17 protein-coding genes and 1 rRNA gene are annotated in these 15,200 nt (G+C 60.2%); 9 read left to right on the top strand and 9 right to left on the bottom strand.

The annotated features are described in order from the left end of the window. Positions 1-117 precede the first annotated feature (117 nt). Positions 118-234: ribosomal RNA gene (gene rrf / locus ACGVKB_RS00860) — 5S ribosomal RNA — on the top strand. Between the two features lie 120 nt (positions 235-354). Here rrf and rsmG read toward each other — a convergent pair. Further along, complete coding sequence (gene rsmG / locus ACGVKB_RS00855) at positions 355-1,086, bottom strand: 16S rRNA (guanine(527)-N(7))-methyltransferase RsmG (RefSeq protein ID WP_392349375.1); 732 nt, start codon at positions 1,084-1,086, stop codon at positions 355-357. Positions 1,087-1,145: 59 nt separating this feature from the next. On the opposite strand from rsmG, the gene ACGVKB_RS00850 reads away from it, so the two are divergent. Both ACGVKB_RS00850 and ACGVKB_RS00845 read left to right on the top strand, forming a co-directional pair. Continuing rightward, positions 1,146-1,646, top strand: coding sequence for a J domain-containing protein (locus ACGVKB_RS00850; RefSeq protein WP_392349374.1), 501 nt, complete (start codon positions 1,146-1,148; stop codon positions 1,644-1,646). Then, positions 1,588-1,857, top strand: a complete 270-nt coding sequence (locus ACGVKB_RS00845) for a DUF3143 domain-containing protein (RefSeq protein WP_392349373.1) — start codon at positions 1,588-1,590, stop codon at positions 1,855-1,857. The genes ACGVKB_RS00850 and ACGVKB_RS00845 overlap by 59 nt, the downstream gene beginning before the upstream one ends. Positions 1,858-1,874: 17 nt before the next feature. Here the strand turns inward: ACGVKB_RS00845 and bioA are convergent, their stop codons facing one another. Beyond that, positions 1,875-3,161, bottom strand: a complete 1,287-nt coding sequence (gene bioA, locus ACGVKB_RS00840; RefSeq protein WP_392349372.1) for an adenosylmethionine--8-amino-7-oxononanoate transaminase — start codon at positions 3,159-3,161, stop codon at positions 1,875-1,877. A 50-nt stretch (positions 3,162-3,211) separates the two neighbouring features. Between bioA and ACGVKB_RS00835 the strand changes: the two genes are divergently transcribed. Next, positions 3,212-3,484 (top strand): hypothetical protein, encoded by a 273-nt coding sequence (locus ACGVKB_RS00835; RefSeq protein WP_392349371.1) that lies wholly within the window; start codon positions 3,212-3,214, stop codon positions 3,482-3,484. A gap of 109 nt (positions 3,485-3,593) precedes the next feature. Here the strand turns inward: ACGVKB_RS00835 and bioD are convergent, their stop codons facing one another. Genes bioD through ACGVKB_RS00815 form a run of 4 tightly spaced genes read right to left on the bottom strand, consistent with a single transcriptional unit; the run spans position 3,594 to position 6,821 of the window. Then, the gene (bioD, locus tag ACGVKB_RS00830) at positions 3,594-4,253 is read right to left on the bottom strand and encodes a dethiobiotin synthase (protein ID WP_392349370.1); all 660 of its coding nucleotides are present in this window, start codon (positions 4,251-4,253) and stop codon (positions 3,594-3,596) included. Continuing rightward, positions 4,250-5,005 (bottom strand): methyltransferase domain-containing protein, encoded by a 756-nt coding sequence (locus ACGVKB_RS00825; RefSeq protein WP_392349369.1) that lies wholly within the window; start codon positions 5,003-5,005, stop codon positions 4,250-4,252. Before ACGVKB_RS00825 ends, bioD begins: the two co-directional genes overlap by 4 nt. Beyond that, positions 5,002-5,706: an alpha/beta hydrolase gene (locus ACGVKB_RS00820; protein WP_392349368.1), complete on the bottom strand. Its 705-nt coding sequence runs from the start codon at positions 5,704-5,706 to the stop codon at positions 5,002-5,004. The genes ACGVKB_RS00825 and ACGVKB_RS00820 overlap by 4 nt, the downstream gene beginning before the upstream one ends. After that, complete coding sequence (locus ACGVKB_RS00815) at positions 5,703-6,821, bottom strand: aminotransferase class I/II-fold pyridoxal phosphate-dependent enzyme (protein ID WP_392349367.1); 1,119 nt, start codon at positions 6,819-6,821, stop codon at positions 5,703-5,705. The genes ACGVKB_RS00820 and ACGVKB_RS00815 overlap by 4 nt, the downstream gene beginning before the upstream one ends. A 57-nt stretch (positions 6,822-6,878) precedes the next feature. On the opposite strand from ACGVKB_RS00815, the gene ACGVKB_RS00810 reads away from it, so the two are divergent. Next, a complete protein-coding gene (locus tag ACGVKB_RS00810; RefSeq protein WP_392349366.1) occupies positions 6,879-7,817 on the top strand; it encodes a bile acid:sodium symporter family protein in 939 nt (312 codons plus the stop codon). On the opposite strand, the gene ACGVKB_RS00805 is transcribed toward ACGVKB_RS00810, so the two are convergent. Further along, entirely contained in the window at positions 7,796-8,029 is a 234-nt protein-coding gene (locus ACGVKB_RS00805; RefSeq protein ID WP_392349365.1) for a hypothetical protein, read from the bottom strand. The genes ACGVKB_RS00810 and ACGVKB_RS00805 overlap by 22 nt on opposite strands. A 250-nt stretch (positions 8,030-8,279) precedes the next feature. Between ACGVKB_RS00805 and ACGVKB_RS00800 the strand changes: the two genes are divergently transcribed. Then, complete coding sequence (locus ACGVKB_RS00800; RefSeq protein WP_392349364.1) at positions 8,280-11,057, top strand: DEAD/DEAH box helicase; 2,778 nt, start codon at positions 8,280-8,282, stop codon at positions 11,055-11,057. 3 nt (positions 11,058-11,060) lie between these two features. Here the strand turns inward: ACGVKB_RS00800 and ACGVKB_RS00795 are convergent, their stop codons facing one another. Together ACGVKB_RS00795 and ACGVKB_RS00790 are read right to left on the bottom strand one after the other, a co-directional pair. Next, positions 11,061-12,464 carry a class II fumarate hydratase gene (locus ACGVKB_RS00795; RefSeq protein WP_392349363.1) on the bottom strand — a complete coding sequence of 468 codons (1,404 nt, stop codon included), beginning with the start codon at positions 12,462-12,464 and terminating at the stop codon, positions 11,061-11,063. Positions 12,465-12,521: 57 nt separating this feature from the next. Continuing rightward, on the bottom strand, positions 12,522-12,620 hold the full coding sequence (locus ACGVKB_RS00790) for an adenylosuccinate lyase (protein WP_392349362.1): 99 nt from the start codon (positions 12,618-12,620) through the stop codon (positions 12,522-12,524). A 21-nt stretch (positions 12,621-12,641) separates the two neighbouring features. Between ACGVKB_RS00790 and ACGVKB_RS00785 the strand changes: the two genes are divergently transcribed. From ACGVKB_RS00785 to ACGVKB_RS00775, 3 genes are all read left to right on the top strand, one after another. Further along, positions 12,642-13,217: a DUF1997 domain-containing protein gene (locus ACGVKB_RS00785; RefSeq protein ID WP_392349361.1), complete on the top strand. Its 576-nt coding sequence runs from the start codon at positions 12,642-12,644 to the stop codon at positions 13,215-13,217. A 155-nt stretch (positions 13,218-13,372) separates the two neighbouring features. Next, the gene (locus ACGVKB_RS00780; protein WP_392349360.1) at positions 13,373-14,149 is read left to right on the top strand and encodes a hypothetical protein; all 777 of its coding nucleotides are present in this window, start codon (positions 13,373-13,375) and stop codon (positions 14,147-14,149) included. 12 nt (positions 14,150-14,161) lie between these two features. After that, positions 14,162-14,995 (top strand): ABC transporter permease, encoded by an 834-nt coding sequence (locus ACGVKB_RS00775; RefSeq protein ID WP_392349359.1) that lies wholly within the window; start codon positions 14,162-14,164, stop codon positions 14,993-14,995. The last annotated feature ends 205 nt before the right edge of the window (positions 14,996-15,200 follow it).

The following is a 15,200-nucleotide window of genomic DNA, read 5'->3' as shown; positions in this document are numbered from 1 at the left end:
TTGACCAACATTTTGGTTCTTGCCTGAAGAACAACACTTTGTTTAATCCAGACGTTTAGCGAAAGCTGAGAAACCTATGCAGTTCTCAGGGTTCACACCCTTGAGAATGTTATCTATCCTGGTGCCCATGGCGGTGTGGACCCACTTCGATCCATCCCGAACTCGGGTGTGAAACGCATCAGCGGCGACGATATTTGGGGGGTAGCCCCCTGAGAAAATAGCTCGGTGCCAGGTAAAACATTTTCAAATCATCAACGGAACAGCTGCCGTCTGAAGACAGCACTGCTCCATTGAACGAAGAAACCACCTCTGCGAAGAGGTGGTTTTTTTGTGCCCTCTTGCCAAACAACTTCCTCATGGCAGCGGAACTTTGCTTGGAATGCCAACGGCGCGTGGATAGGCTTTTGGGCAGGGTGCCGTTGGTTTGAGTCTGATCACGTGGCGGATCCCTCGCTCATCGGGAAGTTCCGTCTTCTGGATCTCTGAAATCTGGGTTTTGAGGATTTTGGCTGCCCTGGTTAAGTCCTTTTGTTGTTCATCGTCCCAGTGCCCGCGATAGAGCAGAGCATGGCCTGATTCATTGATCAGGGGGACAAGATATTCGGCAACAACAGGGGCTGTTGCCACGGCTCTTGCCATCGCTAAATCATATTTTCCGCGGCACTGTTTGAGCTGTCCGGTTTCCTCAATGCGTTCCGTCCGTACGGTGATCCGCTCCGATAGTCCCAGCTCGGATGCCATCGCCTGAACCGCTGATGTTTTGCGTCCAACCGAATCGACCAATGTGAAGTGGCTGTTGGGCAGGGCAATGGCGGCTGCCAGGCCTGGAAATCCACCGCCGGTGCCGACATCAATGCAGCGTCTTGGTTGATCCGCGGTTCGCAATTCGTCCTGCAATGGCCAAAGACTGTCGAAGACCTGGTTAATCCAGAAATCCTTGTCTTCCACCAGTCGGGTCAAATTCACCTTGCTGTTCCATTGCCGCAAACTGTTTTGTAATTCGATCAGTTGCAGTCTCTGTGCCTCTGTGGGGTCCCATCCGAGCGCCTGCCAGAAGCTGTGATCCGGCAAGGTTGCATTGGGCATCAACCGGAGTCCTCTCTCCCTAAACTCGATTTTCGCAGATCTGCTGTCCACCCCTTCGCGTGAGCCACTACCAGCGACTGGGGGTTGAGTCCTCTGCCAACGCAGAAGCGTTGCGTCAGGCGTTTCGGCGGCGTAGCAAGGCGCTTCATCCCGATACGACCCACTTGCCGGTCGACCAAGCGGCACGGGAATTCCAGCAGTTGTGCGAGGCCTATGACGTTCTTGCGGACCCTGAGCAGCGGCGTCGTTACGACGCTCAACGCCAGAGCTCCACAGCCGAGATCGCCCCGGCTGAACCGTTGATGTCCACGTCCTGGAAGGGAATTGGAGAACGTCGTGCCCTATCCGGTGGTGAGTGGTTCGCTCTCGTGCTGCTCGCTGGGGCACTGCTGCTTTGCCTGATCTTCGGACTCGGTTTGGCCGCCCTTCAGGGCAGGCAATGGCAAGTGGCACCGGTCTGGTTGACGAGTGATCAGACTCAAACCAGTGGGGATTCCGTGGATGGCCGAGTTACCGACAGCAGAAACCCCTCTGAATCAACATTCGATTCGCGCCCTTGAGGCCTGGCTGACGCAGTTGGGTGCCACGGTGGTGGAAGGAAATCCATGTTTGTGGCGGCTTGTGCGGGCGAACTGGAGCGCAGACCTTCTGCTCGAACAGGAAGATCTGGTGGTGGTCTGGGGCACTGAGGCCACCGGCGAACAGCGCTGTTCTCTTCCCTACGGATTGAGTCGCAAGGACGTGGAGGCCGCAATCAATGCGGGCCCCTGACCCCACGGACCCTCGGATTAGAGCTTGGCTAACGCGGCTTCAATGGCCCCGTAGCACTGCTCCAGCTGTTGATCGCTGGTGCTCAGCGGTGGCAGCAGATAAACCACCTGGCCGAGCGGTCTCAGGAACACCCCATGCTCCATGGCAATGCGCTTCACCGTTGGTCCCGCAGGGTTGAGATACCCCGCTGTGCCCTCAACGTTGAGGTCGAAGGCGGCGACGGTTCCCGTGAGGCGAATCCGTCCCACTCTCGGGTGATTGAGCAGCCGCTGCAGGTGCTGCTTGTGGCGCTGCTCAAACCCACGGAAGGCTTCTGGGTTTGCCTCCAGCAGATCAAGACTGGCGTTCGCTGCCGCACAGCCAAGTGGATTGGCGGTGAAACTGTGTCCATGCCAAAGCGTCAGAGCGGGATCCTGACCAACGAAGCCCTGAAAAATGCGTTCACTGGCCATGGTCACCCCCATGGGCAGGCAACCACCCGTTAGCCCCTTGGATAGGGCCATCAGGTCCGGTTGAATTCCGGCTCGATGACAGGCAAACCAATCACCGGTGCGGCCAAAACCGGTCAGAACTTCATCGGCGATCAGCAGGACGTTGCTGTCCTGGACACGCTGGGCGACAGCTCGGACGAATTCAGGTCGCACCATGGCCATGCCGCCCGCACCCTGGAGCAATGGTTCGAGAATGACGGCTGCAGTTGGTGTTTCCAGCAGTTGATCCAGCACCTGGAGGGCAGCGTCTTCCTTCTCCACGACGGCTTCATCCCCCCACCAGGTGCTGGGCCAAGGCACACGTGCGACGGGGAACAACTTCTGCTCAAAGGGCTCACTGAACAGATTGCGCTCTCCGACGGCCATCGCACCGAAGGTGTCGCCGTGATAGGCCCCGTCGAAGGCAATGATCTGCTGCCTTGGCTGGCCTTGGTTGTGCCACCACTGGCACGCAATCTTGAGGGCCACTTCCACTGCCGTGGAGCCGTTGTCTGAAAAAAACAGACGTTCCAGCCCCGTGATCACGCTCAGCCGTTCGCCCAATCGTTCGGCGGGCTCATGGGTGAAGTCCGCAAAGATCACCTGCTCCAGCCGATGGGCCTGCTCGGCGATGGCTGCAGCCATCACGGGGTGCCCGTGGCCGTGCAAGGTCACCCACCAGCTGCTGATCGCATCGATGAGTGGTTCTCCATGCTCTCGGTACAGCAAGGAGCCCTTCCCTGAAACGATGCGTTGGGGCAACGCAGCTGTGGCCAACTGAGTGAACGGGGGCCAAAGGTTGGGGTGGCGGGACCGGGCCTCGAATGACGCCATGGTCTCCCACGCAGCTTTTGCCATATTGAAGGAGTGTGGTGAGAGGTCCCATGGCCACTATCCGTACCCGCAGGCTGTCCAATCGATTCGTCGCTCCAGCCCGAGCGATCAATCGCTTCGATGACCTCAGGACACGATCGGTCGATGTGTTCGCGGAAGGAGGCTGGTCTTCCATTCGCGGAGCGCTTGAAATGCAGGGCTGGTCCACGCCCCATCTCGATCAGATCCATGAAGAGCTTCGTCAGGGGTGGCCCCTGGCGATTGCCCTCCATCACGCGTCAATTCGCCTGGGGAGCTGCCCCCGTCGCTCAATTCCCGGCTGACGGAAGCGACGCAACTGGTCGTTGAAATCCTGTTCGACATCCGTGAAGAGCACCAACACGGCACTGCACAACACCGCGACAAGCAACGAGACCAGGGCTTGTTGGTGTTTCATTCCCGTCGATCGGCCAGGAGCTGCGCGAACACGCTGCTGAGATTCTGCTGGATCCACTGCTGTTCGAGCTGCTGGGCATTCAGCGGCGACAAAGGCGGTAAATGCGCGATCACGGGGACGCTGCCGAACTGTTCCAGCGTGTTGGGATTGTCGGCATGGGGGGGGCCGTTGAGAATCAGCCCAAGCACGTCCAGATCACGATGCTTCAAGGCTTCGAGGCTGAGCAGCGTGTGATTCAAGGTCCCTAAACCACTGCGCGCCACCAGAACGATCGGGCAGCCCCAATGCTGCAGTTGATCGATCTGGAGCCAGCCCCGTGTCAGCGGCACCATCAAGCCACCAGCGGTCTCCACGATCAATGGCTCGCTCGAGGGTGGCAGCCGGAGGCGTTCGGGCTCCAGGGGAAGGCCATCGAGTTCCGCCGCCCAGTGCGGCGACACCGGTTGCTGGAAGGCATAGGCCTCCGGCACAACACGGTCGGCTGGCAAGTCGAGCAGCTGCTGGACGCGCCCGCGGTCACCGCCCCCCTCGAGACCGCTTTGAACCGGCTTCCAGTAGTTGGCCTTCAGTCCCTGCACGAGCCAGGCACTTACCACTGTCTTGCCGACATCGGTGTCCGTCCCACAGACCACCAGAGGACCGATCCTTGACCTCATCGACGCACCAGCAGGAGTTGCAGGGACCAGGTCAGGCTGACGTCGGCCGTCACACCGTTTCTTGGCCAGGCCCGCAGTAACCGTCGCATGGCTCCTCCGTTTAACGGGTCGTGCTGCGTGGCTTCGGCACCAATGTCTGCGAATGCCCTCAGCAACTGGGAGGCCTCACGACTGCTCTGGGTAAAGCGCAACTGCTGATCGACCAGAACGCGATGGTCGGCCACGGCGTCATGGAGCTCATCGGCGGTCGGGAACGCCAGTGCGGTGTAGGGGACTGATGCTGTGGCTGCGGCGGACTGCCACTGCGGAAAGCTCCCGGCAATCGGCACCGCCAAGGCAAGAACGCCATCGGGTGCGAGGGCCTGGCACCACTGCTGCAGATGCTGTGCCGGTGATGCCAACCAATGCAGGCAGAAACTCGAGGCCAGCAAGGAGGGAGGCGCTGGGAGCGGCGGTAGGCCCCGCGCGAGATCGTGATGGAGCGTTGCAGAGTGCTCGGCCTGCTGGCGAAGCATCGCAACACTGCCATCAACGCGCAGCACCGTTTGGTCCGGCTGCCGTTGCTCGATGGCATCGGCGAGCAAGCCACTGCCGCTGCCCAGATCCAGCCACGCTCCCTTGGGGACCTGCGTCCGACGGATGTGTTCCGCCAGGCGTGCGGCCATTGCACGCTGCAGGCTCACGCAGCGGTTGTAGTCCGCAGCCTTGGCACTGAAGCAGTGCAGAACCCGGTCGCTCCAGGAACGCGTCATGCGTCCTGGTCCAACCACGCCATGACTCGGCTCAGGACGGGGGGCGTGACCACCGCGTGACCCCAGCCTGGATCGTTGCAATGGCTGATGTCGCCGTAACCGTGATTGTGGAGATCCTGCACCAGGGATTGATGCGTCTCTGCGGTCACCACAGCATCGGCCCCCCCTTGAACCAACAGGATCCGAGCTTGATCGGGCCGTCCGGGGGGCAGGCCCTGGGTTGCCGCCAGATGTCGGAGGTCTGCCTCCAAGCGATCGCGTCCGGCGGGACTGAGTCCGTCAAGGATCAGCTTGCTCGGTGGTAAGGCAGAGGCCGCATAGGGATGCGCCACCTGGGCGAAGAAGCGTTCGAGCATGGCGATCCCATCCCCCTCTTCCAATCGTCTTGTCATTCCCTCCAGACCGGTGATCAGGCGTCGCCCCGCACGACCATCAGGCACGAACCGTCCGAAGCTGGCGAGGAGAACGAGCTCGTCGGCCTGGGCCAAGGTGCTCTCCGAAACCAGATGCCAGCCCATGGAATGGGCGATCAGAACACGTCGATCAGCGTGCGTCGACCAGCTCGGATCGTGGGGGGGAGAGCCGTCATAGCCACGGTCGCCATTGCTCCAGCACCAGCCGTTCGACTCCAGCACGGACTGCCAGTGGTTCCAGGTGGCCGACGAACCGGCCCAGCCATGCATCGCAATCACCTGCTTCATCGTGGCCCCAGCGCTTCGGTCAGACGCGCGGCTGTGCCGGCTGGGACGTCCCGACGCAGCACCAGCCGGAGCCGCGCGGAGCCCTCAGGCACGGTGGGCGGTCGGATGGCGACGGTCAACAGGCCCTTGCGTTCTAACGCTTGCTGGCGATCCAGCGCCGCCTGATCCGCTCCCAGCACCAGCGGCAGCACTGGGCCCAGGCCCAGGGGGCGAGGCCAGCCTGCATGAACCAGGCTGTCCCGCCATCGCCCGGCCCGGGCGATCAGCTCTGGTCCCCAGCCTGGATGGCTCTCCATCAGCCGTAGGGCTTCCAGGGCCCCGGCGGCGAGTGGAGGAGCCAAGGCTGTGGTGTAACGGAAGGCTCCACTGGTTTGCAGGAGTTGCTCGCCGATCGCTCCGTCTCCGGCAAGGAAGGCTCCGCCACTGCCGAAGGCCTTGCCGAAGGTGCCACTGATCAAGGTCACTGGGGCTTGAAGTCCATGGCACAGTCCGCGTCCTTGGTGGCCGAGAACCCCGAGTGCATGGGCTTCATCCACCAGAAGAGCGGCGCCATGTTCGGCGCAGCATCCGGCGATCGCGTCGAGATCAGGGCTGGTTCCCTCCATGCTGAACAAGCTTTCGGTCACCACCACAACCGGTGGTGGTGCTTGGCTCACACGTCGGGAAAGGTCGTTGATGTCGTTGTGGCGGTAGCGCACCAGACGGGCTCCACAGGCGCGGATGCCCACCAGCAGGGAGTGGTGAATCAGCCGGTCGGCAATCACCGTGGTGTGGCGGTCGGCCAGTGCGCTGAGGGCTGCGATGTTGGCTTGAAATCCACTGGGATAAAGCAGCACTCGATCGCGCAGGAGCCAAGCCGCCAGGGCCTCTTCCAAGGCGGCGTGGCTGGGACGGCTGCCGGTGACCAATCTTGAACCGCCGGAGCCGAGTCCCTGGTCCCGCAGTTCCCGAGCTGCGGCCTCAAGCACCTGTGGGTCACGGCTGAGGCCCAGGTAATCGTTGCTGGCCAGATCGAGCAGGGGATGTTCCGCCTGCGGCGCCTCCAGGAGCCATGGCTGCGCACCCCGTCGCCAGGTGCGCAGCTGTCGACGTCGGGTGGCGGGAACATCAGGCATGACCACAGTCTGGAATGGCCGACGCCTCAGGATGGGGGCACCTACGGCTGACTCGGCATGTCCTGGGAGCGCTTCACGCTGCTGTTTCCGCTTTGGACTGTGCTGGGTGCTGGCCTGTCATTGGTTTGGCCTGGACTGTTCACCTGGTTTCAGGGCCTGTGGATCACCGTCGGACTCGGCGTGATCATGCTGGGGATGGGCCTCGGCTTGACCCCGCAGGATTTCCTGCGCGTGGGACAGCATCCGCGTCCCGTGGTGATCGGAGCCCTGTCGCAGTTCCTGGTGATGCCATTTCTGGCGGCGGGCCTGGCGCTGCTGCTGCAGTTGCCGGCTCCCTTGGCGGTGGGGTTGATCCTGGTGGGGTGCTGTCCCGGCGGGACCGCCAGCAATGTTGTGGCGTTGATTGCCCGGGCTGATGTGGCCCTCTCGGTGGTGATGACCATGGTCAGTACGTCCCTGGCGGTGGTGCTGACGCCTCGGCTTACGGAAACCCTGGCCAGTCAGTACGTGCCGGTGGATGGTGTTGCCCTGCTGCTGAAGGTGCTGCAGGTCGTCGTTGTTCCGGTGAGTGTTGGGGTGCTGTTGAAGCAGGGGACGCCCCGCGTGGCCAGCCGGATGGAGCCGATCATGCCGCCGTTGGCGGTGATCGCGATTGTGCTGATCGTGTCCAGCATCGTCGGCAGCCAAAGGGATGTGTTGCTTGATCAGGGCATCACACTCGTGATCGCCTGTGTTCTCCTCCATACCGGTGGCTTCTTGCTGGGTTGGCTGATTCCCCGGGCTCTGGGTGAATCGGCGGCAACGCGTCGCACGATCAGTTTGGAAGTGGGAATGCAGAACTCGGGTCTTGCGGTGGTGTTGGCACGGAGTGGCTTCAGCAGCCCGCTCACCGCGTTGCCCGGAGCGATTTCAGCGGTGGTGCACTGCATCATTGGCAGTGCCTTGGCTGGGGTCTGGCGTCAAGGCCGATCGGATCAGGCTTCGGCTCGGCCGTAATGCATCTGACTGAGCAGACGGGCCGCTAGCCCTCTGGAGACCTGTCGTTCCACGAGGAGCGTGCAGACCCAGTCAAACAGCGGTTTCGCGTCAGGACATTCCGCAAGGCGTTGTTCCAGCCTGAGAAGTTCTTCGGCGCTGCGGCAACCGCGTAACGCATCGATCAACGTTTCATTTGAAGGAAGCGTTCTGAGCAGGTTGCCGGTGGTCATCGAAGACTTGGCGTGCTCTCTACGTCATGGCATCGGTGCACCGGTGCTGTCATCACTGAAGCCGCGATCCGATTGATTCGCAAAAAAAAGCCCTGACGGGCGTCAGAGCTCGAGCATTCTCTGTAAACAAAATATGAAGATTTGCTTGGGTTCGTCAAGCGCGATAGCGACTGGTGATGGGCTCAATCGCTCTGGCTTATCACTCCCGCGTCACGATCGCGGCCCAGGCCGGCGTCCTTAGGATTTCTAAATGAAGCAAGCATCGTCGGTGTCTTCAGCCCAACCGTCCGAGGATGCACCCGTCGCAACCAGCCTTGATCCAGCTGAGATCTTTCCCTTCCCGCTGGATGATTTTCAGCTTGAGGCCATCGATGCCCTGAATCAGGGTCACTCCGTGGTCGTGAGTGCCCCGACCGGATCCGGCAAAACGCTGGTCGGTGAATACGCCATTCAGCGGGCTCTGGCCCACGGCCAGAAAGTTTTTTACACCACGCCGCTCAAGGCGTTGTCGAACCAGAAACTGCGGGATTTCCGTGAGCAGTTCGGGGACGACAACGTTGGCTTGATGACCGGTGACCTCAGCGTGAACAGGGAGGCTTCGATCGTGGTGATGACCACGGAGATCTTCCGAAACATGCTCTACGCCGAGGCGGATCAGCCGGACGATCCCCTGGCGGATGTGGAGGCCGTGGTCCTTGATGAGTGCCACTACATGAACGATTCCCAGCGCGGAACCGTCTGGGAGGAGTCGATCATTCACTGTCCGCCGCCGGTTCAGCTGGTGGCGTTGTCGGCCACCGTCGCCAATGCCGGTCAGCTCACGGACTGGATCGACAAGGTGCATGGGCCGACCACCCTCGTGATGAGTGACTACCGGCCCGTTCCTCTCCAGTTCAGCTTCTGCAGTGCCAAAGGATTGCATCCGCTGCTGAATGAAGCGGGGACGGGGCTTCACCCCAATTGCAAGGTCTGGCGCGCACCGAAAGGGCACAAGCGCAAGGGCCGTTCGGCGAAACCTCCTCAGCCGGAACCACCGCCGATCAGCTTCGTGGTCGCGCAGATGGCCGAGCGGGACATGTTGCCGGCGATTTACTTCATCTTCAGTCGACGCGGTTGCGACAAGGCGGTGCGGGACCTGGGGTCCCAATGCCTGGTGTCGGCGGAGGAGCAAGCCAGGATTCACGAGCGCTTGTCTCGCTACAGCAGAGAGAACCCTGAGGCGGTGCGAGAGGGGATCCATGCCGATGCTCTGCTCAGGGGGATCGCGGCACATCACGCCGGAGTTCTTCCGGCCTGGAAGGAGCTGATTGAGGAGCTGTTCCAGCAAGGACTGGTGAAGGTGGTCTTCGCGACGGAGACCCTGGCCGCAGGCATCAACATGCCCGCCCGCAGCACGGTGATTGCCTCGTTGTCGAAACGGACAGAGCGGGGCCATCGACCTTTGATGGGGAGCGAATTTCTGCAGATGGCCGGTCGGGCTGGACGACGTGGTCTGGATTCCCAGGGCTATGTCGTCACCGTGCAAAGTCGCTTCGAAGGTGTCCGTGAAGCCGGTCAGTTGGCCACGAGCCCAGCGGACCCTCTGGTCAGTCAGTTCACCCCCAGTTACGGGATGGTGCTGAATCTGCTCCAACGTCACGATTTGACCAAGGCCCGCGAGCTGGTGGAGCGGAGTTTTGGTCGCTACCTGGCCAGCCTTGACCTCGTCGATGAACAGGACACCCTGGCGCAACTGCGATTGCAGCTCGGTCAGCTCGAGGGTGTTGCGGGGGATGTGCCCTGGGAGGACTTTGAAGCCTATGAAAAGCTCCGGGCTCGCCTCCGAGAAGAGCGTCGTCTGCTGAGGATTCTCCAGCAGCAGGCGGAAGAAACCCTGGCCAACGAGCTCACTCTGGCGCTGCAGTTCGCCAGTCCCGGAACCCTGGTGAGCCTGAAATCACCGCAGCTGCGCGGACGGGTCAGCCCCGCGGTGATTGTGGACAAGGTGGATGGACCGGGTCAGTTCCCGCTGTTGCTCTGCCTCACCGACGACAACCTTTGGATCCTCTTGCCCTGTCAGGCCGTCGTGAGCCTCCATGCCGAACTGAGCTGTTTGCAGGTGGATGGGGTCGTCAGCCCCGACCTGCAGCGCACGGGGGAAATGCGCCATGGCGATCAGGCCAGTGGAGGTTTGGCCCTGGCGGTGGCTCACATGGCGCGTCGCCATGACATGGTCACCCCCCAATACGACCTCGCCGGCGAAGTGTTGACCCAGGCTCACCTGGTGCGGGATCTCGAGCAGGAGCAGGATCAGCATCCCGCCCATCGCTGGGGTGACCGCAAACAGTTGAAGAAACACCGGCGGCGGATGGAGGAGCTGGAGATGGAAATTGAAGAGCGCCAGCACCTGCTGCAGCACCGGGCCAACCGCCACTGGAAAACCTTTCTGGCCCTCCGGGACATCCTTCAGCAGTTCGGTTGTCTGAACAACCTTGACCCCACGGAGATTGGACGCACCGTGGCGGCCCTCCGCGGAGACAACGAACTTTGGCTTGGCTTGGCGTTGATGAGTGGCCATCTCGATGAGTTGTCCCCCCCTGATCTGGCCGCTGTCTTTGAGGCGATCAGCACAGAGGTCAACCGACCCGATCTCTGGAGTGGTTTTCCGCCACCCCCAGCGGCGGAGGAAGCGCTCCATGATTTGTCTGGGCTCCGAAGGGAACTGCTCCGCGCGCAGGAACGCTCCGGTGTTGTGGTGCCGGCCTGGTGGGAGCCGGAACTGATGGGCCTCGTTGAGGCCTGGGCGAAGGGCACCGACTGGGCGGATTTGATCGCCAACACCTCGTTGGATGAGGGGGATGTGGTGCGGATCATGCGGCGCACTGTCGACCTGTTATCCCAGGTGCCTTACTGCGAGGCGATCAGTGAACAGTTGCGGACCACGGCCCGTCTGGCCTTGAAGGCGATCAACCGTTTCCCGGTGGCCGAGTTGGATGATTTGCTCAAAGGGGCGGCCGGACCCAATCCAGCGACCGAACGGGCGGCCTAATCGTCAGGGTTGCTGGGGAGTGGCCATCGTCAGCGGCTTGACGATCTGATCAAAGTCGGCGCCGCTGATGTGGCCCAGCGCCAGGGCCGCATCCCGAAGGGTTAACCCGTGCTGATGCGCATGCTGGGCGATGGCACTGGCTTTCTCGTAGCCGATGGTCGGTGTGAGGGCGGTGACCAACATCAGTGAGCAATCCAGCAGCCGGCTGATCTGGTCGTGGTTGGGCTCCAGACCCTCCACCAGATTGCGCTGGAAACTGCGGCTGGCATCGCTCAGAAGCTTGATGCTCTGCAGCAGGTTGAATCCGATCAGGGGTTTGAAGACATTCATCTGGAGATGTCCTCCTGCGCCCGCAGCCGCCACGGCGGCATCCAGACCGATCACCTGGGTGCAGACCATCGCCATCGCTTCGCATTGGGTCGGATTGACTTTCCCGGGCATGATCGAGCTGCCGGGCTCGTTGGCGGGTAGACACAGTTCACCGAGGCCAGCCCTGGGTCCGCATCCCAGCAGGCGTACGTCATTGGCCATCCGCAGCAGGGCCACGGCCAGCAGCCTCAGTTGTCCCATGCTGTGAACCAGCGCGTCATGGCCGGCCATCACCGCGAAGAGGTTGTCCGCGGGACGGAAGGGGAGCCCCGTTTGCGCCTGAAGATCCTTCGCGACGGCGGATGCGAAGCCGGGGGGAGCGTTTAATCCAGTGCCCACGGCCGTTCCACCGAGCGGTAAAGCGGTGAGGGTGTCCATGCTCGCGTGGATCCAGTCATGACATTGCTGGAGTTGGTCTCGCCAGGCGGCCACCTCATCCCCGAGTCGCAAGGGAACGGCATCCTGCAGGTGGGTTCGCCCGATCTTGACGATCGACATCCAGGCCTGTGCCTTGCTGTCCAATCCATGGATCAGAGCAGATAGAGAGGGCAGCAGCTCGGCGTGGATCTGTTGGGCCGCGGCGATGTGGATCCCGGCGGGGAACACGTCATTGGTGGACTGTGAGCGGTTGACATGGTCATTGGGATGCACCGGACGGTGGCTGCCGAGGGCTTCCTGGCTCTGCAGAGAGACCAGATTGCTGATCACCTCGTTGATGTTCATGTTGGTCTGGGTGCCACTGCCCGTCTGCCAAACCTTCAAGGGGAATTGACTGTCGTGGTCTCCGGCGGCGATGGCATCGGCGGCGCTGCAGATCTGCTCGGCAAGCGCTGGATCCAGCAGACCCTGCGTTGCATTCACCGTGGCGCAGGCCCGTTTGATCCGCGCGAGGGCATGGATCAGCTCAAGGGGAATCCGTTCCGAGCCAATGGCAAAGTTCTCCAATGAGCGCTGGGTCTGTGCTCCCCAGAGGGCATCGTCGGCCACCTCGACAGGCCCCAGGCTGTCGCGTTCGATCCGGAAGGAACGGCTGGTCATCGGCTGTTGATCGCTCGCGCTTGGGCCTTGTCCCGATCATCCAATATCAGCGTGGCGTCAGCGTTGGTTCGGTCGCAACACCAGCCAGATCACCACGAGGGTGCCACTGAGGCTGACGACCACATAGATCCAGTCGGCGTAGGGGGTCCAGAACATGGGGCGTCTTCGATGGCGCGCATGCGATTCTGCGCGCTCAACATCCTTCGCACCGCTCCGTTGAGAGTCCAACGCTGTCATCGCTGTGTGTTGACGATCCAGCGGGCTTCAGCAGCGCAGCTGGAGGCGTATCTCTCCACGCCCGAGCGCCCTCTGCGGGCGTTGCTGAATCGGCGCAAGGTCGTGGATCGTGGCGATGGCCGATTCCTGTACCAATCCAGGCCCTATGCGTTGTTGTCGTTTCGAGTGAGGCCCGAGGTGACCGTGCGTGCGGTCTGGGCGGATCGCGCATCCGGGCTAACCATTCTCTTCGAGCGCTGCACCATTCATGGACTCGGTGCTTTGGACTCCCTGGTGCACTTCGCCTGTGAGGCGCGGATCGTGCCCCAGGGAGATCAGTTGGTGGCCGAAGCCGAGCTCGCGTTAGAGACCCATGGCGTGGCCAGCGCGCTTCCCATTCCTGATCGGCTGCTCAGGCCGATGGGCGAACGGGCCCTCGATCTGGTGGTTGCACGGCTTGAAAAACGTTGTCGCCATGGTTTGGTCCAAGCGGCTGAACGCTGGATCGCCGCCCACCCGTCATCGGGTGACAGTTGAGGGCGATGCGCGGCTGGTCTGGCATCGCGACAACAGGTGCGATAAGACGAGATCTGTCAGATGGATGATCAGGTCTTGATAATAAATGTCGTCGAAATTGTGGTGATAGAATGTTTAATCATCACGGAAGTTCGGGTTGCGCTGAAATGTCCCCAGTGAAACCAGCTCAGCCAATTATTTCCCTCGACGATTTTTACATCCGAGCGGATAAGTCTGACGATCAAGTTGTCAACCAAGTCGCCTGGAATTGGGATGTTGCTCCTGGCGAGAGACTTGCTGTCATGACCACCAATTCCTACCTTCGCTATCAGTTGATTGGAGTTCTGTCTGGGCTGGTTCCCGCCGTCGCCGGACGTCAAGTGCGCCGTGGGGTGATTGGTTGGCCGTTGGGTGGAGAGGGGGGATTGGATAGCAAATTGAAAATCATTCAAAATGTTGAATTTGTCTGCCAGCTTTATCAAGATCGTCTCCGGGGTGATCGCTTCTCTTTGGAATCATTCTGGCTGCTGTTGTCTCAGCAGGGCATTGAGCCCCAGGCGGTGCAGCGTGATCTGAATTCCACTCAGAAGAGTTTCTTTTTCACGGCATTGTCACTTCTGTTTGATTTTGATCTTTACCTTGTTCCGAAGACCAGGTTTGTGATGTCCAAGCCTGGTCAGGTTCTTCGTCAATTGTTTTTTGAGCAGGCGGAGAGCGCCTCCTTGGTGACGACATCCAGTAATTCTAGGTTTTTACGTCAGTTTTGTAATCGAGGCTTGGTCTTGAGTCCTGCGGGTGAGCCCTTGTTTATGGGCTCCCTCGAGGAGGCCTTGCTGAGGTTTGATCAGGTGCCGGGTCAGGGCGATGCTGAAGACAGTGATGAGTCGTTGCTTCAGGGGCTTAATCTGCAGAACTCAGATCGCGAGACAGATGATCAAGACGACATTCTTTGACCGACTGACATGATGAATTCACTTTCAAGAATCGCCTACAAGCTCCAAGAGCAAGTCAATATTATTTTGGCAATCTCTGAGTACGACAGAAGGCGAAAGGCTGCTGGTAGCCCCATTGGTTCCTGGGAATCGCTGGTGCAGCCGCTGCAGATGATGATGTTCTTCGTCTTGATGCGTGTTGGCTTTAGTTCCCTGAAGGGAAGCAATCGATTTGCGGCCGGTGGAACAACGGATATCTATTTCAATATTGTGATCTTTATGGCCACGGGATTCTGCATTGTTTTTCTGTTTCGCAATGTGGCTTTGAAGGCCGTCAATGGATTGAAGTTGAGGTCGCCTCTTTATTATTCAAGGGTGAGGCCTCTAGATATATTGCTGGGGCTTTCGCTCAATGATGTGCGTGCGCTGGCGACGTTGTCTTTGGGGATTTTTGCCCTGACTTGGTATTTTACTTGGGATTTCAGGTTAGACAGTCCTGGGCTCGCGATTGTGACCTACCTGTTGACTGTTTTGATGGCCATTGGGTTTGGCCTGTGCGTTGTTTTTCTGGGTAAGCTGAATAAAACATTCGTCCGCGTGATTAAGCGTGTTATCCAAAGGGTGATTATCTTTACGTCGGGTATTTTCTTTGCGACGTTTGAAATTCCCGCCTATGCCCGTCCTTTTATTACCTGGAATCCAATTCTCCATGGAGTTGAATTGTTCCGCTATGCCATGAACAACAGCTACCCCATCCCCGATATCTCCCTGAATTATTTGGCAACTTGTTCTATAGTCACGTTTGCATTTTCTTTGATCCTGTATCGGACGAACGAATCGTTGTTGCTCGAGTCCAACGATGACTGAGCTCTGACCCCAGGATTCAGTCGCCGCCGTTCCCGTTATCTGTAACCCCATGGCCAACCAGCCCTTCAAATCTCAGTCGAGCACAACCGCCACAGCATCACCTTGGAATGCAGTGCCGACACCTGTGTTGGCTTACGCGACACGATTTGCCGAGCAGGACTGGCGCAGCCGCCTGAGGACATTGGCCCAGCCCAGGGTGTTGGTG

This window comes from Parasynechococcus sp., assembly GCF_042954325.1.
GTDB lineage: Bacteria > Cyanobacteriota > Cyanobacteriia > PCC-6307 > Cyanobiaceae > Parasynechococcus.
This window is presented reverse-complemented; position numbering and strand designations above follow the sequence as displayed.

Bases quoted from the DNA above. Each gene is read 5' to 3' on its own strand.
- bioD (WP_392349370.1), bottom strand. From the start codon at position 4,253: ATGAGGTCAAGGATCGGTCCTCTGGTGGTCTGTGGGACGGACACCGAT.
- ACGVKB_RS00775 (WP_392349359.1), top strand. From the start codon at position 14,162: ATGAATTCACTTTCAAGAATCGCCTACAAGCTCCAAGAGCAAGTCAAT.
- ACGVKB_RS00810 (WP_392349366.1), top strand. From the start codon at position 6,879: ATGTCCTGGGAGCGCTTCACGCTGCTGTTTCCGCTTTGGACTGTGCTG.
- ACGVKB_RS00795 (WP_392349363.1), bottom strand. From the start codon at position 12,464: ATGACCAGCCGTTCCTTCCGGATCGAACGCGACAGCCTGGGGCCTGTC.
- ACGVKB_RS00800 (WP_392349364.1), top strand. From the start codon at position 8,280: ATGAAGCAAGCATCGTCGGTGTCTTCAGCCCAACCGTCCGAGGATGCA.
- ACGVKB_RS00785 (WP_392349361.1), top strand. From the start codon at position 12,642: ATGCGATTCTGCGCGCTCAACATCCTTCGCACCGCTCCGTTGAGAGTC.
- bioA (WP_392349372.1), bottom strand. From the start codon at position 3,161: ATGGCGTCATTCGAGGCCCGGTCCCGCCACCCCAACCTTTGGCCCCCG.
- ACGVKB_RS00845 (WP_392349373.1), top strand. From the start codon at position 1,588: ATGGCCGAGTTACCGACAGCAGAAACCCCTCTGAATCAACATTCGATT.
- ACGVKB_RS00825 (WP_392349369.1), bottom strand. From the start codon at position 5,005: ATGACGCGTTCCTGGAGCGACCGGGTTCTGCACTGCTTCAGTGCCAAG.
- ACGVKB_RS00820 (WP_392349368.1), bottom strand. From the start codon at position 5,706: ATGAAGCAGGTGATTGCGATGCATGGCTGGGCCGGTTCGTCGGCCACC.
- rsmG (WP_392349375.1), bottom strand. From the start codon at position 1,086: ATGCCCAATGCAACCTTGCCGGATCACAGCTTCTGGCAGGCGCTCGGA.
- ACGVKB_RS00790 (WP_392349362.1), bottom strand. From the start codon at position 12,620: ATGTTCTGGACCCCCTACGCCGACTGGATCTATGTGGTCGTCAGCCTC.
- ACGVKB_RS00835 (WP_392349371.1), top strand. From the start codon at position 3,212: ATGGCCACTATCCGTACCCGCAGGCTGTCCAATCGATTCGTCGCTCCA.
- ACGVKB_RS00815 (WP_392349367.1), bottom strand. From the start codon at position 6,821: ATGCCTGATGTTCCCGCCACCCGACGTCGACAGCTGCGCACCTGGCGA.
- ACGVKB_RS00805 (WP_392349365.1), bottom strand. From the start codon at position 8,029: ATGACCACCGGCAACCTGCTCAGAACGCTTCCTTCAAATGAAACGTTG.